Source organism: Corynebacterium appendicis CIP 107643 (assembly GCF_030408415.1).
GTDB lineage: Bacteria > Actinomycetota > Actinomycetes > Mycobacteriales > Mycobacteriaceae > Corynebacterium > Corynebacterium appendicis.
Window position 1 is genome coordinate 2,243,167 of record NZ_CP046976.1, and the last position, 20,666, is coordinate 2,263,832.

Annotated in this window: 21 protein-coding genes; 12 read left to right on the forward strand and 9 right to left on the reverse strand. The window is 62.4% G+C overall.

The window, feature by feature from the left end:
* Positions 1-14: 14 nt before the first annotated feature.
* Both CAPP_RS10930 and CAPP_RS10935 read left to right on the forward strand, forming a co-directional pair.
* Positions 15-614, forward strand: a complete 600-nt coding sequence (locus CAPP_RS10930; RefSeq protein ID WP_076598291.1) for a pirin family protein — start codon at positions 15-17, stop codon at positions 612-614.
* Between the two features lie 62 nt (positions 615-676).
* Positions 677-1,984 (forward strand): IS1096 element passenger TnpR family protein, encoded by a 1,308-nt coding sequence (locus tag CAPP_RS10935; RefSeq protein WP_076598290.1) that lies wholly within the window; start codon positions 677-679, stop codon positions 1,982-1,984.
* An 11-nt stretch (positions 1,985-1,995) separates the two neighbouring features.
* On the opposite strand, the gene CAPP_RS10940 is transcribed toward CAPP_RS10935, so the two are convergent.
* The 8 genes from CAPP_RS10940 to CAPP_RS10975 form a co-directional block, all read right to left on the reverse strand.
* Positions 1,996-2,325, reverse strand: coding sequence for a DUF202 domain-containing protein (locus CAPP_RS10940; RefSeq protein ID WP_076598289.1), 330 nt, complete (start codon positions 2,323-2,325; stop codon positions 1,996-1,998).
* A gap of 21 nt (positions 2,326-2,346) precedes the next feature.
* Entirely contained in the window at positions 2,347-2,709 is a 363-nt protein-coding gene (locus tag CAPP_RS10945) for a YidH family protein (protein WP_076598288.1), read from the reverse strand.
* Between the two features lie 21 nt (positions 2,710-2,730).
* Complete coding sequence (locus tag CAPP_RS10950) at positions 2,731-3,264, reverse strand: VanZ family protein (protein WP_076598287.1); 534 nt, start codon at positions 3,262-3,264, stop codon at positions 2,731-2,733.
* A 4-nt stretch (positions 3,265-3,268) separates the two neighbouring features.
* A complete protein-coding gene (gene leuS, locus CAPP_RS10955; RefSeq protein ID WP_076598286.1) occupies positions 3,269-6,142 on the reverse strand; it encodes a leucine--tRNA ligase in 2,874 nt (957 codons plus the stop codon).
* 89 nt (positions 6,143-6,231) lie between these two features.
* Positions 6,232-6,756, reverse strand: coding sequence for a flavodoxin domain-containing protein (locus tag CAPP_RS10960; RefSeq protein ID WP_076598285.1), 525 nt, complete (start codon positions 6,754-6,756; stop codon positions 6,232-6,234).
* A gap of 32 nt (positions 6,757-6,788) precedes the next feature.
* The gene (locus CAPP_RS10965; protein WP_076598284.1) at positions 6,789-7,319 is read right to left on the reverse strand and encodes a flavodoxin domain-containing protein; all 531 of its coding nucleotides are present in this window, start codon (positions 7,317-7,319) and stop codon (positions 6,789-6,791) included.
* Positions 7,320-7,339: 20 nt separating this feature from the next.
* Positions 7,340-8,785 (reverse strand): hypothetical protein, encoded by a 1,446-nt coding sequence (locus CAPP_RS10970; RefSeq protein ID WP_076598283.1) that lies wholly within the window; start codon positions 8,783-8,785, stop codon positions 7,340-7,342.
* Between the two features lie 108 nt (positions 8,786-8,893).
* Positions 8,894-10,120 carry a dicarboxylate/amino acid:cation symporter gene (locus CAPP_RS10975; RefSeq protein ID WP_143313808.1) on the reverse strand — a complete coding sequence of 409 codons (1,227 nt, stop codon included), beginning with the start codon at positions 10,118-10,120 and terminating at the stop codon, positions 8,894-8,896.
* A 184-nt stretch (positions 10,121-10,304) separates the two neighbouring features.
* Between CAPP_RS10975 and CAPP_RS10980 the strand changes: the two genes are divergently transcribed.
* From CAPP_RS10980 to CAPP_RS11025, 10 genes are read left to right on the forward strand one after another with little or no spacing between them, the layout of a single operon-like run.
* Entirely contained in the window at positions 10,305-10,736 is a 432-nt protein-coding gene (locus CAPP_RS10980) for an SdpI family protein (RefSeq protein WP_076598282.1), read from the forward strand.
* Positions 10,737-10,763: 27 nt separating this feature from the next.
* The gene (locus tag CAPP_RS10985) at positions 10,764-12,305 is read left to right on the forward strand and encodes an anthranilate synthase component 1 (protein WP_076598281.1); all 1,542 of its coding nucleotides are present in this window, start codon (positions 10,764-10,766) and stop codon (positions 12,303-12,305) included.
* Positions 12,302-12,958, forward strand: coding sequence for an anthranilate synthase component II (locus CAPP_RS10990; protein WP_076598280.1), 657 nt, complete (start codon positions 12,302-12,304; stop codon positions 12,956-12,958). The genes CAPP_RS10985 and CAPP_RS10990 overlap by 4 nt, the downstream gene beginning before the upstream one ends.
* Positions 12,951-13,979 (forward strand): anthranilate phosphoribosyltransferase, encoded by a 1,029-nt coding sequence (trpD, locus tag CAPP_RS10995; RefSeq protein WP_076598279.1) that lies wholly within the window; start codon positions 12,951-12,953, stop codon positions 13,977-13,979. The genes CAPP_RS10990 and trpD overlap by 8 nt, the downstream gene beginning before the upstream one ends.
* Positions 13,980-14,004: 25 nt before the next feature.
* Positions 14,005-15,441: a bifunctional indole-3-glycerol-phosphate synthase TrpC/phosphoribosylanthranilate isomerase TrpF gene (gene trpCF / locus CAPP_RS11000; RefSeq protein WP_076598278.1), complete on the forward strand. Its 1,437-nt coding sequence runs from the start codon at positions 14,005-14,007 to the stop codon at positions 15,439-15,441.
* Positions 15,442-15,468: 27 nt separating this feature from the next.
* Entirely contained in the window at positions 15,469-16,725 is a 1,257-nt protein-coding gene (trpB, locus tag CAPP_RS11005) for a tryptophan synthase subunit beta (RefSeq protein ID WP_076598277.1), read from the forward strand.
* Entirely contained in the window at positions 16,725-17,567 is an 843-nt protein-coding gene (gene trpA, locus CAPP_RS11010) for a tryptophan synthase subunit alpha (RefSeq protein WP_076598276.1), read from the forward strand. Before trpB ends, trpA begins: the two co-directional genes overlap by 1 nt.
* Complete coding sequence (locus CAPP_RS11015; protein ID WP_076598275.1) at positions 17,564-17,962, forward strand: Rieske (2Fe-2S) protein; 399 nt, start codon at positions 17,564-17,566, stop codon at positions 17,960-17,962. Before trpA ends, CAPP_RS11015 begins: the two co-directional genes overlap by 4 nt.
* 26 nt (positions 17,963-17,988) lie before the next feature.
* Entirely contained in the window at positions 17,989-18,312 is a 324-nt protein-coding gene (locus CAPP_RS11020; protein ID WP_076598274.1) for a hypothetical protein, read from the forward strand.
* A gap of 6 nt (positions 18,313-18,318) precedes the next feature.
* Positions 18,319-18,849 carry a hypothetical protein gene (locus tag CAPP_RS11025; protein ID WP_076598273.1) on the forward strand — a complete coding sequence of 177 codons (531 nt, stop codon included), beginning with the start codon at positions 18,319-18,321 and terminating at the stop codon, positions 18,847-18,849.
* Here the strand turns inward: CAPP_RS11025 and CAPP_RS11030 are convergent.
* Positions 18,846-20,540, reverse strand: a complete 1,695-nt coding sequence (locus tag CAPP_RS11030; protein WP_084560454.1) for an HNH endonuclease signature motif containing protein — start codon at positions 20,538-20,540, stop codon at positions 18,846-18,848. The two genes, CAPP_RS11025 and CAPP_RS11030, sit on opposite strands and share 4 nt — an antisense overlap.
* Positions 20,541-20,666: the final 126 nt, after the last annotated feature.

Genomic DNA, 20,666 nt, shown 5'->3' on the forward strand with positions numbered 1-20,666 from the left:
GTAGCCTTTGGCTCATGACCACCCCGCAGGAACGCCGCCCAGGCGCGGCAGACGTGGATGTCCGCCCACTGCCCATCGACCCGCACACCGGCCCGGGCGCCTGGCATTCCATCGGCACTCTTCCCGACGACAACGCCATTGCGGTCACATGGGAGTTCTCCGATGATGAAAATCCCGGCATCCTGCATGCCGGTGCGCAAAACACCGGGCGGCGCAGCCTCTTGCTCTGCCTGGATTCCCCCAATGGTGGAGTGCATCCAGATTTTGAACAGCAGCTTCCCGCGTCTTTCAGCTTGACCGGCTTCAACACCAACGAGGCAGGCGAGGCGCGCGTTTTCGCCGGTTCGATCTTCGGCCAGACTGGCCCAGTCGATTTCGGGGCCGATATCCTCGCCGCCGAATTGCGGATCAAGCCGCACGAGGAATTCGTCTTCGTCATCGACCGGAAGTACGCTCACGCGCTCCTGAACGTCCACGGCGACCTCTACCTCGAGGATATTTCGGTGCAGCCTGAGACCGTTGGCTTCACCAACCAAGGGGTAAAGACTCTCCACATCATTAATGCTGGCGACGAAACGGCGCTCGCGGTGTTGCTCGGCGGTAGTGTCGACTGAAGTGGACATCATCCGCTGTTTTCGCCCCGCAATGAGGTGCAGCGGTCCGTAAGGTGGCAACCATGATCCTCACGTTGCTCATGTCCCTCGAAGGATCACGCCCGGAAATTTCGCGGCTGGTCAATGTCGAGGACGACGTCCATCTCGGCGAGTTCGCTCCCGTGATCGACGCCGCCTTCGGCTTCTCCGGCATGGCTACGCACCTGTACATGGGCACCGCCGACGGCGAGCCCGTCCTCTACTCCCCAAATCCGAGCGCGGGAGAGCGCGACGAGGCTGTCGTCACGCTGGGCGATGTCGACGCGCTGACGTACGTCTACGACACCTCCGCGAACTGGAATATCAAGCTCGAGATCCTAGGCGTCACAGACATCGACACCCCGTCGCCCATGCTTATCGACGTACAGGGCCCCGACATCATTGAGCCCTGCGGCGGCCCCGATCTGATGACCGCATTCCACGCCGAGGCGCGCCGATTGGCCGCGGGCCTCAGCCCAGATATGAAGGTCTCCCCGCTACTGCTCAGCTTCATGCCGGTCATGAGTCCGGAACGCCTCATCCAGCGTCTTTCCCAGGCCGACCACACCACTGTGGCTGAGCGAATTGCCTTCACCGCGGAGGATCTCATGCTCGACACGGGCAGTGACGATTTCACCGACGCGTCGAACTCGCCTGAGCTATCTCACGAGTTCGATTCCTTCATGGAAACACGGCCCGACCTGCAGCAGATCCTGTCCCTCGATCCCAATCCCGAACGCAACCCAACGCTCATTGCCGCGATATCAGAGTTCTTCTCCGACCATTCCCCGGAATTCGTGGAGGACACGCTCTATCCGTTCACGCGCATCGTCGGCAATATACGCGCGTTCATCAACCATTGCTCGGAGCCCATCCGCCTTACGGCCCGCGGTAAGTTGCGCTCGCCAGACGTGCGCTCGCTTTCCGACGCTCTGAGCCTCAACGTCAGCCCTGGTAAGCACCGCGAGGAAGCCGTTCCAGCCTTGGGCGCCCTCCGCACGTTTCTGCAGTTCGCCGACCTCCTCGAGACTGACGAGGGGATGCTCGAAGCCAGTGAGGAAGCTCTCGAACTCATCACGAGTGCCGAGGCGGTGCTCTACATGTTCGAGGAGGAGTTCTTCCGCTTCTGCGCGATCAACCACGACGACGATGGTGAACAGGTGCTCACATGGGCCGCGCACATGGCCGGTCTGGGCAGTCCCCCTGTCTTCTTTACCCCGCCGGCAGATCCCGTATTCACCGTGAACCTGCTCGTCGCCCTCGGGATTTACGAGCCAGCATCCACCGTGCAGGCCCCGATCCTCACCGAGCCCGGCAGGGGAGTGCTCAGCATTCTCCTCGACTTGGAGTGACCAGCTCTGGGCTAGCCGACTACCGCGAGATACAGTCCCAGCCCTCCCAGCACCGACATGCCTGCCGTGATGGCGAGGACACCGAATACATTGGCGTCCACGCTTTCTTTCCTCAACCCTTGCGCCTCGTCCCGGTATCCTGCCCGGCTTCTCGCAATGATGGCCAGCGAGAGCACCGCGAGCAATCCGATCGCCCCGAAAACGAGCGCCGAATAACTGTCTGACCAGCGAAGCAATGTGAGAGAACACACCATCATTGACAGGGCGGTGCGCGTCCACGACAGCGCTGTCCGTTCTGCTTGCAGTCCCGCATCCGCCACGGGAATCGTAATGCGTGCCATTCTCACTCCGGCGGCTAATTCCTAAAACAGCGCCGCCAGGACGATGACGCTGGCGATCCCGATTCCGAGGCCCAGCACTGGCACGATGGCGGGAGCCGGAAGCGGGTGATCGGCTCGGAGCGCACGCTCGATCCGGATCCACCGCACCGCCGATCCGACGGCAATGGCCATGCCGACGAGGATCAACGTGATTGCCGCGACCGCGCGCCAGCGTTCGTCGAAGTCGGGAAACGCGAAAGCTTCAAGCGCGATACCTCCGGCGAGAAATGCCAGCGCCGTGCGCGTCCAGGCAAGGAAAGTTCGCTCGTTGGCGAGCGTGAAGCGGGGATCCGGCTCCGTGCCGGTGGGGAACACGGTGCGGGTAAACCAACCACGATCGCTCATAGGCCACAGTCTAGATCCGCGCTAGAGCTGCTTCACCCTGCTCGGGCCGCCAAGGCTGTCACCTGCGAGAACAAGCCCAATAAACACAGCCACCGCCGCAAACGTCAAACCGATCCACACCCGGTGCATCTTCGGCCCGCACCATCGCGCGAGGGTCGCTCCGACGAATGCACCTACGGTGTTCATGATGAAGTCGTCGACATCCGTGTAACCCAGTTGCGCAAAGAATTGCGCCGCCTCGATCGCCAAGCTGAAACCTCCGCCGACGATCGTCGCCCACTTCACCCGGCCGAATATGACATAGAGCAGCAGCCCGACGGGAACGAAGAACGCCAGGTTGCCGCCGTATCCGAAGAGCGTGCCGAACCACGATGATGCCGTGAATATTTCGTGGAAGGGGATGAACGAGTACCCGACAAAGGGCTGTTTCGCCGGATCCCACAAGTACCCGATACGGAAGAATTGCTTCAGCATGGTCAGCGCGATGACCACGCCTGAGTAGGCGAGGAGCGCACCTATCGCCGCGCCCCGGGTCACGCGCTGCCGTGCCCGCATCCTTTTACTTCACCACCAGGTTGACCATGCGGCCGGGGACCACGATGGTCTTGACCAGGTTCTTTCCCTCGATCAGCCCGGCCACTCGATCGTCGGCAAGCGCAATGCTCTCGATCTCGTCCTTGGACGCTTCCGCCGGAACGTCGACACGTGCGCGGACCTTGCCATTGATCTGGACGGGGACTTCCACGGTGTCGTCGACAAGCAAGCTCTCATCGAAGGTCGGAAACGCTTGGAAAGTGATGGTGCCCTCGTGTCCTAGTCGCGCCCACAGTTCCTCTGCTATGTGCGGCGCGACAGGGGAGACCATTTGGACAAGCGGTTCGACTGTTTCACGTGAAACATCGCCGCCAGCCTTCTGTTCGCGCGCCTTGGTCAAGTAGTTGACGTACTCAATGAGTTTAGCTACCACGGTGTTATCACGCAGGTGATCGTAGTCCTCCCGCACGCCTGCGATGGTGCGGTGGAGCTGCTTCGCGTCCTCCTCGCTCATCGGGTCGTCGGAAACGGTGACTTCGCCGGTCTCCTCGTCTACGACCAGGCGCCACAGACGCTGCAAGAAGCGGTGCGCACCGACGACGTCCTTTGTCGCCCACGGACGGGAAGTGTCCAACGGACCCATCGACATCTCGTAGACGCGCAGCGTGTCGGCGCCGAAGTCGCGCGCTATGTCGTCCGGGGCCACGGCATTCTTGAGGGACTTACCCATCTTGCCGTACTCCTGCTTGACCTCTTCGCCGTTGTAGAAGAACTTCCCGTCCTTCTCCTCGACCTCGGCCGCCGGGACATATACGCCACGCGAATCCGTGTAGGCGTACGCCTGAATATAGCCCTGGTTGTACAGACGGCGGTACGGCTCCTTCGAGCTAACATGCCCCAGATCGAAGAGCACCTTGTGCCAGAAGCGCGCGTACAGCAGGTGCAGCACTGCGTGCTCGACGCCGCCAACGTAAAGATCCACGCCGCCCGGGTCATTCGCGCCGTGCTTCTCCGGCTGCGGGCCCGTCCAGTAACGCTCGTTCTCGATGTCGCAGAACTTTTCCGTGTTCGTCGGATCGATGTAGCGCAGCTGGTACCAGGACGAACCTGCCCACTGGGGCATGACGTTGGTGTCGCGGGTGTACTGCTTCTCGCCGTCACCCAAGTCCAGCGTGACGTTCACCCAGTCGGTAGCCTTCGCCAGCGGGGGAGAAGGCTCCGAGTCGGCGTCGTCCGGGTCGAAAGAGACCGGGTTGTAGTCCTCCACATCCGGTAGCTCGACCGGCAGCATCGACTCCGGCAGCGCGTGCGCGACACCGTTGTCGTCGTAAACGATCGGGAACGGCTCGCCCCAGTAACGCTGGCGGGCAAAGAGCCAGTCGCGCAACTTGTACTGAATGCGCTCTTCGCCGGCGCCTTCGCCGACCAACCATTCTATGGCCTTCTCAATTGACTCGTCCTTGCCCAGACCATTCAGATCCAGGCCGCGGTCATTCGCGGAGTTGATGTGCGGGCCGTCCTCAGTGAACGCCTCCTCATCGATATTCCCGCCTTCGAGCACCGGCACGATCGGCAGACCGAAGACAGTAGCGAATTCGTAGTCACGTTCGTCGTGCGCCGGCACCGCCATGATCGCGCCAGTGCCGTAACCAGTCAGAACATAATCCGCAATGAAGACGGGCACCTGCTCACCGTTGACCGGGTTCGTGGCATAGGTGCCCAGGAAAACGCCGGTCTTTTCCCTATTCTCCTGCCGTTCCACGTCAGACTTCGCCGCGATCGCGCGCTTGTACACGTCCACCGCAGCCTGCGGCGTAGCTTCGCCAAAGGTCCAACGCTTATCGACGTCCGCCTCGTACCCCTCGGCCACCAGCTTCTCTACGAGCTCGTGCTCCGGCGCGAGAACCATGTAGGTCGCGCCAAACAGGGTGTCCGGACGTGTGGTGAACACGTCGATGGGGTGCTCGTTGCCGTCGGTGCCCTGAGCCTGGAACGTCACCTCCGCGCCGCGGGAGCGGCCGATCCAATTCCGCTGCATCGTCTTGACCTTGTCCGGCCAATCCAGCAGGTCGAGGTCGTCGAGCAGGCGGTCCGAGTAGGCGGTGATGCGCATCATCCACTGGCGCAGGCGCTTACGGAAGACCGGGTAGTTCCCGCGCTCCGAACGGCCTTCGGCAGTGACCTCTTCGTTGGCCAGCACAGTGCCCAGTCCCGGGCACCAGTTGACCATGGAATCTGAAAGGTAGACGAGCCGGAACTCGTCGACAGCTTTCTGCTTCTCCGTTGCGTCAAGGTCCGCGTAGACGCGTCCGTCCTTGGTGGTGCGCTTTCCGGACTCGAGTTCGTCGATAAGCTCCGCGATCGGGCGCGCCTTTTGCTGCTCATCGTCGAACCATGAGTTGAAGATCTGCAGGAAGATCCACTGCGTCCAGCGGTAGAACTCCGGGTCCGTCGTCGCCACCGAGCGACGTCGGTCGTGGCCCAGACCCAGTGCGTCGAGCTGGCGGGTCATATTCTCAATATTCGCCATCGTTGTCGTGCGCGGGTGCGTGCCCGTCTGGATTGCGTATTGCTCCGCCGGCAGCCCGAAAGCGTCGTAACCGAGCGTATGCAGCACGTTCTTGCCCAGCATGCGGTTGTAGCGTGCGAAGACATCCGTAGCGATGTATCCCAGCGGGTGGCCCACGTGCAGGCCTGCGCCGGAGGGGTAGGGGAACATGTCCTGGACATTGAGCTTGTCAGCAGGCAGGTTTTCCGCGCCCGATTGAGGAGCTAGAGGACCGACAGGGTTCGGTGCGTTGAACGTCCCGTTGTCGATCCAGTATTTCTGCCATTTCTGTTCAATCTCATTGGCAATGCCCGCCGAATAGCGGAACGCCGGTCCAGTAGCGCTAGTCATGGTTATCCAGTGTAGTAGGCGGCATCTTCAAGTACACCGCCTGGATCTGGCCACGATTGTTTCACGTGAAACACGCAGAGGGAAGGGTTTCAACCCTCCACCCACTCGGCGATCGGGTCGAGGCGGCTGAGATCGACACGGTCGACATCTGTGTCGTAGGTCTCCACCATCATCTCTTCGTTCTCGGACCGTTCGTCCTTGGCCTTCATCTTCTCGACGCGGGTCTCCATGATGTCGTGGTGGTCGGGGGCGAGTTCGGAGTAGTTCAGGCGGCCGGGGAGGTACACGCGTTTCACGTGGTCGGCCATGTCGCCGAGCAGGACAGCGGCAGGATCGGTCTCTTCGAGGACGTGGTCGAGGGCGATCCCGACCGGTGCGAGGCAGACTTTTCGCTTTTCGACGACCTCCGGCCCCAGCTCATTCAGGAACTTCGCTCCGCGGATGAACGAGCCGTGAATGGGGGAAAGGACGATGATGGGGTCGACGGAGGTAGCGTCGACAAGAGATGCGCTGTCCTTAGTGATCTCCTGGGCCTGGACGCCGAGACGCTCGGCGAGAGCGTCCGCGTATTGCTTGGTCGAGCCGTACAGGGTGGCGTAGAAGATGTCAGTCATGCTTCCACGCTAGCTGCGGTTCAGGGGTCGTTCTATGTGTTATTGCCCACCCATGCGGCGACGGGCTCGAGTTTGCTGAGGTCGACGCGGTCGACATCTTTGCGGTAGGTCTCGATCATCATCCGCTCGTTCTCGCCGCCGCTGCGCATCATTTTCATCGCGGTCACGACGCCCTTCATGATGTTGCGGTGCTTGCGGTTCAGCTCGGAGTAGAAGAGGCGGCCGGACAGGTAGAAGCGGTGGATAAAGGAGGCGCGGTCGCCAAGGAGCCGTCCGGTCGGGTCCTGATCGTACGCAACGTGCTCGAGGGTCATCCCGACGGTGGCGAGAACAATGGGGCGGCGCCGCACGACATCCTCCGGCAGCTCCGTGATCAGCTTCACGCCGGGGTGGGTCGGGCCGTGAATGGGGGCGACGATGTCGACAGGGTCGGCAGTGGAGGCGTCGATAAGCGATGCGCTGCTGTCGCTGATCTCCTGCGGAACTACGCCGAAGTGTGCGGCGAGCGCGTCGGCGTACTGCTTGGTGGAGCCGTAGAAGCTGGCGTAGAAGACGGAGACCATCACTCGATTTTAGGCCGAAACTAGAACGAAGAGGAGCTACCCGCGGCGGAGAAGCCGGACGAGGCGACACCTGCAGATGTTCCGCCGCTATCGGTATGCGCCTGGTGGGTCTCCACATTGCTCGTGTGCCAGTCGTTCATGACGACGAACGGAACGTAACCGTAGTAGTTGTAGCCGCTGTCGTAGATGGCGGGCTGGCGCAGCGGCTCGTATTCCTTGACGTCGGAGAACTCGCGCATCTTCACTTGGTCGAGAAGCAGGCGGTAGTCGCCGAGAATGCGAACGAAGTCGTCGACGAAGGTGGGGGAGCTGGGATTCGCGTCCAGCTGGTCGATGCGGTGGCCGAGCTGCTCGAGGTCGGATTTCAGCTGGGAGTCTTTCACCTTGTGCTTGGCGACGATCACGTCTTCGCGAATATCGGTGAGCGCTGCCCGGCGGCTGGGGGCATCACCCTGCTCGATCTCGAAGAGCCTGTTGATGTTGTCCTCCGCGTTGGAGACGTGCTCGACGGATTCAGTTGCTGTGCGAAGCTTCTTGTGGTTGCGCAAGGCCGCCTTGTCGTCGTTGATGTCGATATCACCAATGCCGCCGGCGCCGCTGACGGTGTCGTGGTAGCCGAAGAAGGTGTCGCGCACCTCAGCCCACTGCTTGCGCAGCTCCGCGTCGGCGAAGGCGGACGAGACGGAGTTGGCACGGATGTCGATCTCGTCGAGACGGCCGGCAAGAGTCGAGTATTCCGTGGTGATCGCCTCATAGTCCTCCCGCGCCTGCGCGATCTTCTTCCGGCGGCTGTTGGTGATGCCGAAACCGGTGAGTGCGCCAGCGGTGCCCAGTCCTAGACCGGCACCGCCAAGGCCGAGCATTGCGCCGACACGGTCATCTTCGGCGCTGTCCACCGAATAGTTGGCGGCGGCTTCGGAATCCATCGCGGTCCGGGCGGCTGCAAATAGTCCGGCGGGAATATTGCCGTCGCGCACCCCTGTCTTCATGGCGTCCAGGACCTCGGAGTCGCGCTGTCCGTGGTCGACCTTCAGCTCCGCGGCCACATCGTCGCCGTAGTATGCGAAGGCCTGGCGTGGATCCAAGCCCACACCGATGATCACGGTGCCGTCAGCAAAACGGTCGTCGTCGTTATCCGCGTTGCCGATCAACGCCGGATGGGTATCGCGTAGGTACTCCTCGACAGTGTCGAGAACATTCTCGTGGTTGGTCGCGAAGACCATGTAGTGGATTTCCGTGACGACCGCTGGGATGTCGAGGCGTACGGTGTTGTCGGAAAGGCGCTCTATATCATCGTGAGAGAGCACATCGTCCGGATTGTCGATAGTCACCTGATGTGTTGGTCCCTTTTTGACGGCCACCTCACTGGCCTCTGGGACATCCGTGCTGACGTACCCCGCAGTCGCCCCACCGGCCGCCAATGCCGCTGCAATGCCGATAGTCGCCAAGACCTGCTTACCGTTCATGGGCACATGATAACGCCGTCGGAAGCGCTTATAGAGACAGGAGAATAGCAAAATGATAGTGCCCATGTTTCACGTGAAACATGGGCACTAAGCGCGGGGAGAAATTGACTACGCGACGGTGGCGTCGTCACGCTCCTTGCTCTCGTCGTTCTTCTGGCCTTCGATCTTGCCTGACGCGAAGCGGTTGAGCACGAGCGCGATTGCGCCGTCGCCCGTGACATTGGCCGCGGTGCCGAAGGAGTCGACGACGATGTAGGCCGCGATCATGAGAGCGACCATCTCGTCGTTGAAGCCGAGCATGGAGGCGAGCAGGCCGGTCGCCGCCATGATCGCGCCACCAGGGACACCCGGAGCGGCGATCATCATGATGCCCAGTAGAAGAATGAAGCCGAGAGAGGGGCCCGGCGACACATCGAGTCCGCCCATGTAGATGACGGCGAAGGCGTACAGGCCGATCTTCATCATGGAGCCGGACAGGTGAATCGTCGCGCAGAGCGGAACGACGAAGCCCGCGACATTCTCGTCGACCTTGTTGTTCAGCGTAGAACGCAACGTCACCGGAATGGATGCGGCGGACGAAGACGTGCCCAATGCGGTGAAGTAAGCGGGAAGCATATTGCGCAGGGCTGTGAGCGGGTTGACTCCCGCGACGGCTCCGGCGATCAGGTACTGGATGACCAGCAGCACGATCGTCATGATCACGGAAAGCAGAAGCACCTTGCCGAATGCCGCCATGGTGGCGCCCATGTTCTCGTTCATGCCGAGGTTGAGGAAGATACCGAAAATGAACAGCGGCAGGAGGGGAATCACGAAGGAGGTGACCACCTTCATGATGGCACCTTCAAGGTCAGTGGCGACCTTGTACATGGTCTCGGACTTCACCGCGGTCATGGCCAGGCCGAGGCAGAAAGCGAGCACGAGCGCCGTCATCACCTCGAACGGGGCAGGGATCTCCACCTCGAAGAAGGGGGAAAGGCCGCCAGCATCAACGTCCTCGACATCAGTGACGAGAGCCTGGTCGCCGAGCAGCCACGGATACAGAGCCGTGGAGAGAGCCCAGGCGATGAGACCGGAGATGACGGTCGAGCCGTAGGCGATGCCCGCGGTGATGCCCAGCCACTTGCCCGCGCCGCGGCCGAGGCCGGCGATCGCGGGAGTGATCAGCGCGAAGATAAGGACCGGGACAAAGAAGCCCAGGAAATTAGAGAAGAGCCCGTTGAACGTGATGAAAATGCGGGCGAGCCACTCTGGGAAGAAGAAGCTGCAGCAGATGCCGAGCACGATGGCCACGACGATCCAGAACAACAGCGACCTCGTGATCGTCTTGGTGTTCATGTTTTACCCCTTGCTCGGAGTGCCTGATTCTGTCGGTCAAGCGCTTGTTACGGGAAATGAATAAGGTGGCACTGCACCTTATTAATTACTATTCTTCCCGACACCCCCTGCCAGATGGAAACCGCGTTTCCCCAGGACCCCCAATTACGTGCTGTAGACCACACGGAAAGTAGACTCGAGAATTATGACTGGCGTGGTTATCGGTGTTGTCTTCATTGTCTTTGCGCTCGCGCTCTTGATCCCGGGATTGCTCGCTGCCCTTGGACGTTTGCCCGGCAACAACGTGGTAGGGCTGCACGTCCCGGAGGTGCGCAAGGACGAAGAGATCTGGGTCCAGGCTCACAAGGTCGCCGGGCCGTATTTAATTCTTGGCGGGCTGGCTCTCGCCTTCGGTTCCGCATTTGCATTCATCGCTGACGGCTGGCTGTGGATGGGCCCCGTGGTCCTCGGTGCCGTCGCGGTCGCTGCCGTCGCGGCGGCGGGTAACCAGGGTGCACGCGCGGCGCGACTCTTCGCGGAGGCGAAGGAGAACGAGGCTGACGCTGACGCCGCACCAGCCCCGCAGGTCGATCTCGGGGCGCTCCGAAACGCAGCCCGGCGGGCAGACGACAGGTAGTCTCTCATTTCAGGAAGGAGGCCAGCCGTGAGCGAGTTCCGCCCGCAGGTCACGCACCGCGAGGTGCGCTACCACGCCGACGCGTCGAGCCTGTTTGCCGCAATCGGCGGCACCGGGATGACGGACGCGGTGCTGCTGGAGAGTGCCGACATCACCACGAAGTCCGGCCTTCAGTCGGTCGCCGTCCTCGGCGCCTCCCTGCGCGTCACGTGCAACGGCCCGTCGGTGACGGTAGACGTGCTTAACCCGGACGGGGAGGCGCTCGCGGACCGGCTCCACGACCAGCTCGGCGAGTACGCGACAGGGGAGCGCACCTTCAGCTTCCCGCCCGTGGACGCGGACGACGAACGCGAACGCCTCACTGCCCCGAGTCCCGCGGACGTGCTGCGCGCGCTCACCTTCGACGCCGGATACACCGACACCGAGCACGCGACACTTCCCATGCTCGTCGGTGGTTTCGCATTCGACTACCTCGCCACATTCGAGGAGCTGCCGGACGTTGCCGAAGGCTCCAACACATACCCCGACTACCAGTTCATTCTCGCGGACATCGTCCTCACGATCGACCACCGCGCCAGCACCGCCCGGCTGACAGGAGTGGACGGGGGCAGGGGAGACGTCGATAAGCGAATGCGCACGTTCGCCGCGCTTATCGACGACGCCGGGGACCCCGCCCCCCGACGCTCCTCCGCGCAAGGACCTTTGCGCGTGGGGACGAGCACGGACGACGCCGCGTTCCGCGCAGACGTGGACAAGCTCAAGGGCCATATCTATAACGGCGATATCTACCAGGTGGTGCCGGCACGCGCTTTCACGGCCGAATGCCCCGACGCATTCGCCGCGTACCAGTGCCTGCGCAAGACGAACCCGTCGCCGTACATGTTCTATGTGCGCGGCCTCGACCGAAACGGCGAGCCGTACGAGCTCTTTGGCGCCTCGCCCGAGTCCAACCTGAAGTACGACGCCGATTCCCGCGAGGTGCAGCTGTACCCGATCGCCGGCACCCGCCCGCGCGGCGCCACGCACGAGTTGGACACACGCATGGAACTCGAATTGCGCACTGACGCGAAGGAGATCGCGGAGCACACGATGCTGGTCGACCTCGCACGCAACGACATGGCGCGCGTCGCCGAGCCCGGTACCCGCCAGGTCCGCGAGCTGCTCCAGGTCGACCGCTACTCGCGCGTCATGCACCTCGTCTCCCGCGTGACCGCGACCCTTGCCGCCGACCTCGACGCACTCGACGCCTACCGCGCGTCGATGAATATGGGCACGCTGACCGGCGCTCCGAAGCTGCGGGCCACCGAGCTCCTCCGCGAGCACGAAGGCGTCCGCCGCGGCTCCTACGGCGGGGCAGTGGGGTACCTGCGCGGCAACGGCGACTTCGACACTTGCATTGTCATCCGCTCCGCCTATGTCCACGGGGGAGTGGCCACAGTTCAGGCTGGCGCCGGTGTCGTGCGCGATTCCGTTCCACAGGCAGAGGCCGACGAGACCCTGCACAAGGCATACGCCGTGCTCAACGCCATCGCGATGGCCTCCGGCCAGGAAGTGGAGGTCAACCGATGAGCGCCCGCATCATTCTGCTGGATAACCGCGATTCATTCGTCTACAACCTCGTCGATGCCCTGTCGACGCTGCCCGACGTCGAATTCACCGTCTTCCGCAACACCGTCGCGGTCGACCGCGTGCTTGCAGCCGACCCCGACATCATCATTCTCTCGCCCGGACCCGGCTATCCCGCCGATGCCGGCTCCATGATGGAGCTCATCGAGCGCGTCCAAGGCCGCATTCCTCTGCTCGGAATCTGCCTCGGGTACCAGGCGCTCATCGAGTATTTCGGCGGCCGCGTCGCACCGTGCGGGCCAGTCCACGGCATCAGCGAAGCTATGCACCTCACCGAGGAGGGCATCGCGCATCCGCTTTTCGGCGGCCTCACCACCGACTCCGGCCCCCAGCACCGCGACAATCCCGGCCGTCTCGTCCCGGTGGCCCGTTACCATTCTCTCGGAACTGTTGATGTGCCCCAGGGACTTGTTGCTCTGGCCCGGGTTCCCGCCGAGCTGGGCGATGTTGTCATGGCCGCCGAGACCACCGATGGAATGTCTATCGGCCTCCAATTCCACCCCGAGTCCATCCTGACCCCTCAAGGACCACTGATTTTACAGCGATGCGTCGACCAATTATTGACGCGCTCCACGAAAGGTGACCTCAATGGCTAGCCCGTCCGCACTTGACACCCTACGGGTCTTCCTCGACAACAAGCAGCCGACTCTCGAGGAGGCGACCGAAGCATTCGTTCCCCTCACCGTGGGCGATTACGACGACGTCCATATCGCGGCATTGCTTGCCACAGTGCGCACACGTGGCGAGACCTTCGCCGATATCGCTGGCGCCGCGAAAGCCTTCTTGGCCGCCGGACGGCCATTTCCGATCACCGGCGAGGGTCTCATGGACACCGCGGGCACCGGCGGTGACGGCAAAAACACGATCAACATCACCACCGCTGCCTCCCTTGTCGCCGCCGCCGGGGGAGTGAAGATGATCAAATGCGGCAACCGTTCCGTGTCCTCCAAGTCCGGCTCCGCTGATGTGCTCGAGGCACTCAATATCCCCCTCGACCTCGACCCCGACCGTGCGGTGCGACAGTTCGAGGCGTCTAATTTCACTTTTCTCTTCGCTCCGGCTTACAACCCCGCCATCGCGCATGTCCAGCCGGTCCGCAAGTCCTTGGGCGTACCCACATTGTTCAATACCCTCGGCCCGCTGCTCTCCCCGGGCCGCCCGGAGTACCAGATCATGGGCATTGCCAATCCGGCCCTCGGACAGACCATCGCCGAGACGATGCGCGAACTCGGCCGCGGTCGCGCCATGATCGTGCACGGTGCCGGGACCGACGAGATCGCCGTCCACGGTGAGACCCTCGTCTGGGAGCTCGACCGCGCGGGCGATATCTCCCGCTACACCATCACGCCAGAAGACATGGGTCTTCCCACCTATTCTCTTGGGGAACTCGAAGGCGGCGACGGAAAGGAGAACGCCGCGGCGATCCGCGCCATTTTTGACGGCACCGCTCCCGATGCCCACCGCGATGCCGTCGCCGCTACTGCTGGCGCTATTTTCTACCTCTACGGCACCGATCCGACGATCGCCGCCGGAGTTGACCGCGCGCAGAAACTGCTTTCCGACGGCACCGTCGCCCAATGGCTCTCGACCCACGAGGGGGCCGATTACAGTGGCTAATTCTCAGCCCTCTGACCAGCATGTATTGTCTACGGACAATTCTAACGGCTTGGCCACGGTCCTCGATAACATTGTCCACGCCCGAAAGCGTCACATTGACGGTATTAAGTCCCGGATCGCGCATGTCGACCCGGCGAGCCTTCCGCGGTCCGAGCGGTCCCTCTATGATTCGCTCGCCCGTCCCGGTACACGATTCATTATGGAGTGCAAATCTTCCTCGCCGTCGCTCGGTATGATTCGAGAGCATTACGAGCCGGGGGAGATCGCTTCCATCTACTCTCGATATGCCGCTGGCATTTCCGTTCTGTGCGAACCGGAGCGCTTCGGGGGAGACTACGACCATCTCGCCACCGTCTCCGCGACGACGCATCTTCCCGTGCTTTGCAAAGACTTCATCATCGATCCGGTGCAAATTCACGCCGCGCGATATTTCGGTGCCGATGCGATCCTGCTCATGCTCAGTGTTCTCGACGACGAGGAGTACGCCTCACTTTCCGCCGAGGCCGAGCGCCTGGGCCTCGATGTCCTCACCGAGGTCATTGACGAAGAGGAAGCCGCTAGGGCAACGAAGCTCGGCGCGAAGATCTTCGGCATCAACCACCGTAACCTGCATGACCTGAGCATCGATCTCGAGCGTTCCGGCCGCCTCGCGCCGCTCGCCCCGAAAGGCGCCCTCACCGTCGCCGAGTCGGGAATCCGCGATGTGCAGACAGTCCGCGAACTCGGCTGCCACTCCGACGGATTCCTCGTCGGATCGCACCTCACCGGGCACCCGGATATCGATTGGGCTGCGCGAATGCTGGTTTATGGCCCCAATAAAGTCTGCGGACTGACCTCCCGCACTGCTGCACAGGCCGCCCGTGCCGTCGGCGCAGTCTACGGCGGGCTCATCTTCGAAGAACCCAGCCCGCGCAATGTTTCACGTGAAACAGCGAAAGACATTATCGTCAACGAGCCCGGCCTCCGCTATGTCGCGGTCAGCCGCCGCACCGAGGGGTGGGACGAACTCGTCCTTCCGGGGATCCACGCAGTGCAAATCCACGCTCCGTACCAAGGTTCTCTCGACGCAGAGCGCGAACTCATCTCGAAGGTCCGAGCAACCGTCCGAGCCCTCGATCCGGAAATTGAGGTCTGGCGGGCCGTCTCCATGTCAGACCCCGACGGGCCGGCAGTGGCTCGGGGACTGGCAGGAGACGTCGATAAGCTAGTGCTCGACGCGAAAGACGGCGGGTCGGGGACCGGCTTCGACTGGTCCACGATTCCCGATGCTGTCCGCCCCCATGCGCTTCTTGCCGGGGGGCTGGGCCCAGATAATGTGGAGGATGCGCTGCAGGTTGGATGCCTAGGTGTGGACCTCAATTCCGGCGTCGAATACCCGGCCGAGGCAGGCCGATGGTCCGGCACCAAAGACTCCGGTGCGTTACGCACCACCTTCGACCGGATCAGAAATTTCCATTACTGAACAACGCTCAATATTCAAGGACTCTTCATGACTGACTCCACAGACTCGCGCAACGGCGGACGCACAATCCTGCCGGCATACTTCGGTGAATTTGGCGGACAGTTCGTCGCTGAATCGCTTCTGCCGGCCCTCGACCAGCTTGAGCAGGCTTTCGTCGACGCGTGGAACGACGAGCAGTTCATGACCGAATACCGCGGTCTGCTCCGCGACTACCTTGGCCGCCCGACGCCACTGACTGAGGCGAGAAACCTCACCAAGGGCAACGATTACGCGCGGATCTTTCTCAAACGGGAAGATCTTGTTCACGGCGGCGCTCACAAGACCAACCAGGTGATCGGCCAAGCCTTGCTGGCTACGAAGATGGGGAAGAAGCGCATCATCGCAGAGACTGGCGCCGGCCAGCACGGCACTGCGACCGCCCTCGCGTGCGCACTCATGGATCTCGATTGCGTGATCTACATGGGCGCCAAGGACATGGAGCGCCAAGCACCGAATGTCTACCGCATGCGCCTCATGGGGGCGGAAGTCATCGGCGTTGACTCGGGATCCGGCACGCTCAAGGACGCCGTCAACGAGGCGCTGCGCGATTGGACCGCGACCTTCCACGAGTCTCATTACCTGCTCGGCACTGCCGCCGGCCCGCACCCGTTCCCGACGCTGGTGCGCGAGTTCCACAAGGTCATTTCAGAAGAGGCAAAGGCCCAGCTCGAGGAACGGACGGGTGCGCTTCCCGACGTCGTCGTCGCCTGCGTCGGCGGCGGCTCCAACGCCATCGGCATGTTCGCGGACTTCATCGACGACGAATCCGTGGAACTCGTCGGTACCGAACCGGGCGGCGAGGGCATGGACAGCGGCATGCACGGTGCCGCCATCGCCGCAGGTACCGTTGGCATTCTGCACGGCACGAAGTCCTACCTGATGCGCAACACAGACGGCCAGATCGAGGAATCCTACTCCATCTCCGCCGGCCTCGACTACCCGGCCGTCGGCCCGCAGCACGCGCACCTCGCCAAGTCCGGCCGCGCCACGTACGTCCCCGTCACCGACGGAGACGCTCTCCGCGCATTCCAGCTCTTGTCGCGCCACGAAGGCATCATTCCCGCCCTCGAATCCTCCCACGCCCTTGCGTACGCCCTGCGCCGCGCCGAGGAGGCCAAGGAGACACAGTCGCCGACCACCATTCTCGTCTCCCTGTCCGGGCGCGGCGACAAGGACATCGCCCACGTCCAGCAGACCCTCGAAGAGCACCCGGAGTACGTCCTGAATATCTCGGAGGAGAAATAATGTCCCGCTTTGACACCCTTTTCGCGGACCTCGACACCAAGAACGAAGGTGCATTCGTGCCTTTCGTCATGCTCGGAGACCCCTCCGCCGAAGATGCCGTCGACATCATCAGCACACTTATCGACGCCGGCGCCGACGCCCTCGAGCTAGGCATTCCCTTCTCCGATCCCGCAGCAGACGGCCCGACCATCCAGAAATCGCATTTGCGTGCGCTGGACGGGGGCGCGACCGTCGATAAGTGCTTGGACCAGATAAGCGAGATCCGCCGCCGCTACCCTGAGGTGCCGATCGGCATGCTGGTATATGCGAATGTCCCGTACGTCCGAGGACTGGAACAATTCTACGCTGACCTGCACACATCTGGCGCAGATGCCGTCCTGATTCCCGACGTGCCCGTTCGGGAAGGTGCCCCCTTCATCGAGGCCGCGACCGCCGCCGGCATCGACCCCGTCTACATCGCCCCCGCGCAGGCCCGCCCCGAGGTTCTCGAAGGTGTCGCCGCGAACTCCCGCGGCTACATCTACGCCGTCTCCCGCGACGGAGTCACCGGTGCCGAGCGCGAATCCCAGACGAAGGGGCTTGCCGACGTCGTCTCTAACATCTCCACCTACGGCGGCGCCCCGGTACTCCTCGGTTTCGGTATCTCCACCCCGCAGCACGTTGCCGACGCTGTCGCCGCTGGGGCCGCCGGTGCGATCACCGGCTCCGCCATCGCGAAGATCATCGACGCCCACGTCGAGTACTCTCACCCGAACCCGGGCACCATCCGCGATAAGGACGCCCTGACAGCGGAGCTTCGCGAGTACGTCGCCACCATGAAGCAGGCTACGATCAAGCCATGACTGAGTTCTCCCGCCCCGCGCCCGGCCCCTCCTGCTCCCGCCGCACGTTCCTGCTCGGCACAGCGACGACTTTCGCCGGTGTTTTTCTCGCCGCCTGCGGCAAGGCCCCGTCCGCTGACGTCGCCGCGACGGAGGTTCCCGTGGGTAGCGCGGTGATCGTGGACAACATCATCATCGCCCAGCCCAGCGAGGGGCAGTTCGTCGCCTACTCCACCACGTGCCCCCACCAAGGCAGCCCTATCACGGAGGTCGACGGCGACACTGTCCGTTGCCCATCCCACGGCTCGACGTTCGATATCGCGACGGGCGAGCCCGTCTCCGGCCCGGCAACGAGCGGCATGACTACCGTCCCTGTCCGCGAGGAGGGCGGCACCATCGTCGCCGGCGATCAGTAAGACAAGGAAGGCAGGGAGAATCTCCGATGACACTCTTCGTAAAGACGATCTTCACCGCCCCCGACGGATCCGGCCTCGTCAACGTTGCTGAACTCGCCGAGCTCGACAACACCCGCACCAATTGCCGCATGGTCCGGATGATCGAGCTCACACCGGACCACTCCATCGTCGGCGCATTCACCGACGGGAAGGTCCACGGCAGCGCGAACACCCCCCTCGATGTCGTGCCCCACCCCGACAGGCTGGGCCAATTCGACGACATTGAACACCACATGCTCGAGCAAGGCGAGTTCGACGGTCTCTGGGCCGAAGCGCAGACTCTCTTCCCCGATCTTCCTGACCGAAAGTAAAAGCACATGGCGCAGTCGCTGGCCCACCGTTCCACGAAGATTCTGGCCGGTATTTTCCTCGCGTCCACAGCGCTTGCGGGTTGCGGTGAGTCTTCGGACAATCTCGACGAGCCCTCGCTGACCGCAAGCACAACTTCGAGCGAATCTTCTACTAGCGAACAGCCCAGCAGCTCGTCCCCCCGCGAGGCAGAGGCTTCGGGGTCTGAGAAAGATTCTGCCCCAGAATCCGAACCGGCTTCCGAGCGGAAATCTGAGCCGACATTCGTGGAGTGCTACGAAGCGAACGCTGCACTGCTTTCCGACGGCAGCGTCGTCACCGACACCATCAACTGCGGCGTCGAGGAAGAACCAGAACAACCATCCGAACCTGCCGCTCCTGCCGAACCGGAATGCTCCGGTGGTGCAGCTGAATGCGGTTACGGCTACGACGAAAAGGGAAATCCGAACCCGTCCTCGGGTGAGCTCCAGACCCAGTGGGGTTGCGAGCAGGGCTACATCACCGACCCCGAATTGTGCGCTACGGTGAGCGAACTCTAGAACGGCGGTTCCTCCGGGAGTCGACGGTGGGCCTGGGTTCCGGGTCTATCGTCCGGCTCCTTTTCTGCTCCATTTTGCGGACTATTTTCTGGCCCATTTTTCGCCGATTCTTCTTCTTCCTGGTCCTCGGGTGGCTGGGGTCGGAAGGGGAACTCGAGATTGAATTCCTTCTCCAATTCGGCGATGGCTTCGAGGGTCTCTTCGTACGTGATGGGCGGGGGCTCTGCCGATTCGGAACCAGATTCTGGGCCAGAATCAGCTTTGTCGTTGGTGGGGCGGGGGAGGTGGGCCTCGTAGGCGTCGATCAGCGTGTGCCCTTTTGCGAGAAAATTGGCCTTTTTGCGCTTCCGGTGCTCGATGTCGGACGTGGATGCGCGCCAGCGCGGTGCGGTCGGGGAGACCTGGGTGCCAATGAAACCGGAAGGTTCGGTGCGGGCGTACGTTCCGTCGTCGAAAAGCCAGATGATTTCGCCGGTGACTGGGTCCGGGACGTAGAACGCGCGGCGATCGGTCTTGATGTTGTGGTGGTGCGCGCAGAGGCAGTAGAGGTTCGCGGCGGTGGTCTGGCCACCGTCGTCGTACGGGATGCGGTGATCGAGCTGGCAGCTCCACGCGGAGCGCGTGCAACCGGGAAAGACGCAGGTACCGTCGCGTCCGCGGACGTAGGCTTTGATCTTGTCGGGCGCGACATAACCGGCGACTGCGTGGTCCTTGTATTCCTCGAGGTCGATAATAGTGTCAGCCAGCTCGTGGAAGGCCTCGGTGCCTGCGCCAGTGGTCCAGCCGAAGCCCGGCAGGAACGCGGCCCTGGACGGGTCGGGCAAGCCATTCTTCATCGGCGCGTAGCCGTAAATGGTGGCCGAGGTGGGCTGAACCTGGCCGAGAATGAGGAGGCGCAGTGCTTCCCACTGGTCGACGCTGTGCTCGCGAGCGATCGAGTTGAGCTGTGCGCGCATCGCGGCGACTTCCACCTTGTCGCCACCGACGTTCATGTACGCATTGCCCGGTTCCCCGGATCCTGACGGTGGCATGGAGAACGAAACCTCGCCTTCACCGGGGCCGAAAGGCTGCTTCTTCTCTTCGCGGTCCTTGCGCTTCTTCTCGTCGTACGCGGCCGTGGAATCGAAGTCCGCGATCATGGAATTGATCCGGTGAGTGATCGCCTTCTTGGTGGGCAGCTGCTGGTTCATCTTTTCCGGCGTGAACAGGGCCGTGAGCACGTCGTCGAACTCGGCGAAGACCTCGTCCGTCACGTTAGGGCCCAAGTCGGCGAGGCCATTGGCGACGGCGTTGATGCGCTCGAGGTCGAGACGGTAATGCGCGAGCTGAAGAGCGCGGAGCTTGGGCAGATTTCGCAGGCACATATACGCGGTGATTGCGTTGTCCACCTGTGGTTTCGTCATGCCAGTCTGAGTGCAAACCTGGACGACTTCGCGGTCGTGGTCCGTGGAGCAGAACCCTTCACCGGGCTCAGAATAGCGGGCGAATATCTCCGTCTGCGCCTGGCGAATGGCCAGAGCCGAGCGGCAGTCCGCGTTGTCGAAATTCTCGGTGGCGAAGCATGCCTGCTTCTCAGAGCGGGCTCCTTTCTTATCGGTGTTCGTGCTGGTCGTGTTGTTGTCGGAATCAGCGGGATAATTCTTCGGGTGGCTGTCGGGCTTTCTATCTTCGGGTGGTCTCGCTGCAGTCATTGTGTTGGCCTTCAGTGAGTATTCTGTTTGGTTGTATAGAACACTCTTTCACATGGAGTGAACCATAGACCTGGACAACAACTGTGTATTCGCTTTTATGTTCGCTTTTGCTGAAGAATCCCCAGC

Bases quoted from the DNA above. Each gene is read 5' to 3' on its own strand.
- CAPP_RS10930 (WP_076598291.1), top strand. From the start codon at position 15: ATGACCACCCCGCAGGAACGCCGCCCAGGCGCGGCAGACGTGGATGTC.
- CAPP_RS10935 (WP_076598290.1), top strand. From the start codon at position 677: ATGATCCTCACGTTGCTCATGTCCCTCGAAGGATCACGCCCGGAAATT.
- CAPP_RS10940 (WP_076598289.1), bottom strand. From the start codon at position 2,325: ATGGCACGCATTACGATTCCCGTGGCGGATGCGGGACTGCAAGCAGAA.
- CAPP_RS10945 (WP_076598288.1), bottom strand. From the start codon at position 2,709: ATGAGCGATCGTGGTTGGTTTACCCGCACCGTGTTCCCCACCGGCACG.
- CAPP_RS10950 (WP_076598287.1), bottom strand. From the start codon at position 3,264: ATGCGGGCACGGCAGCGCGTGACCCGGGGCGCGGCGATAGGTGCGCTC.
- leuS (WP_076598286.1), bottom strand. From the start codon at position 6,142: ATGACTAGCGCTACTGGACCGGCGTTCCGCTATTCGGCGGGCATTGCC.
- CAPP_RS10960 (WP_076598285.1), bottom strand. From the start codon at position 6,756: ATGACTGACATCTTCTACGCCACCCTGTACGGCTCGACCAAGCAATAC.
- CAPP_RS10965 (WP_076598284.1), bottom strand. From the start codon at position 7,319: ATGGTCTCCGTCTTCTACGCCAGCTTCTACGGCTCCACCAAGCAGTAC.
- CAPP_RS10970 (WP_076598283.1), bottom strand. From the start codon at position 8,785: ATGAACGGTAAGCAGGTCTTGGCGACTATCGGCATTGCAGCGGCATTG.
- CAPP_RS10975 (WP_143313808.1), bottom strand. From the start codon at position 10,120: ATGAACACCAAGACGATCACGAGGTCGCTGTTGTTCTGGATCGTCGTG.
- CAPP_RS10980 (WP_076598282.1), top strand. From the start codon at position 10,305: ATGACTGGCGTGGTTATCGGTGTTGTCTTCATTGTCTTTGCGCTCGCG.
- CAPP_RS10990 (WP_076598280.1), top strand. From the start codon at position 12,302: ATGAGCGCCCGCATCATTCTGCTGGATAACCGCGATTCATTCGTCTAC.
- trpD (WP_076598279.1), top strand. From the start codon at position 12,951: ATGGCTAGCCCGTCCGCACTTGACACCCTACGGGTCTTCCTCGACAAC.
- trpB (WP_076598277.1), top strand. From the start codon at position 15,469: ATGACTGACTCCACAGACTCGCGCAACGGCGGACGCACAATCCTGCCG.
- trpA (WP_076598276.1), top strand. From the start codon at position 16,725: ATGTCCCGCTTTGACACCCTTTTCGCGGACCTCGACACCAAGAACGAA.
- CAPP_RS11015 (WP_076598275.1), top strand. From the start codon at position 17,564: ATGACTGAGTTCTCCCGCCCCGCGCCCGGCCCCTCCTGCTCCCGCCGC.
- CAPP_RS11020 (WP_076598274.1), top strand. From the start codon at position 17,989: ATGACACTCTTCGTAAAGACGATCTTCACCGCCCCCGACGGATCCGGC.
- CAPP_RS11025 (WP_076598273.1), top strand. From the start codon at position 18,319: ATGGCGCAGTCGCTGGCCCACCGTTCCACGAAGATTCTGGCCGGTATT.
- CAPP_RS11030 (WP_084560454.1), bottom strand. From the start codon at position 20,540: ATGACTGCAGCGAGACCACCCGAAGATAGAAAGCCCGACAGCCACCCG.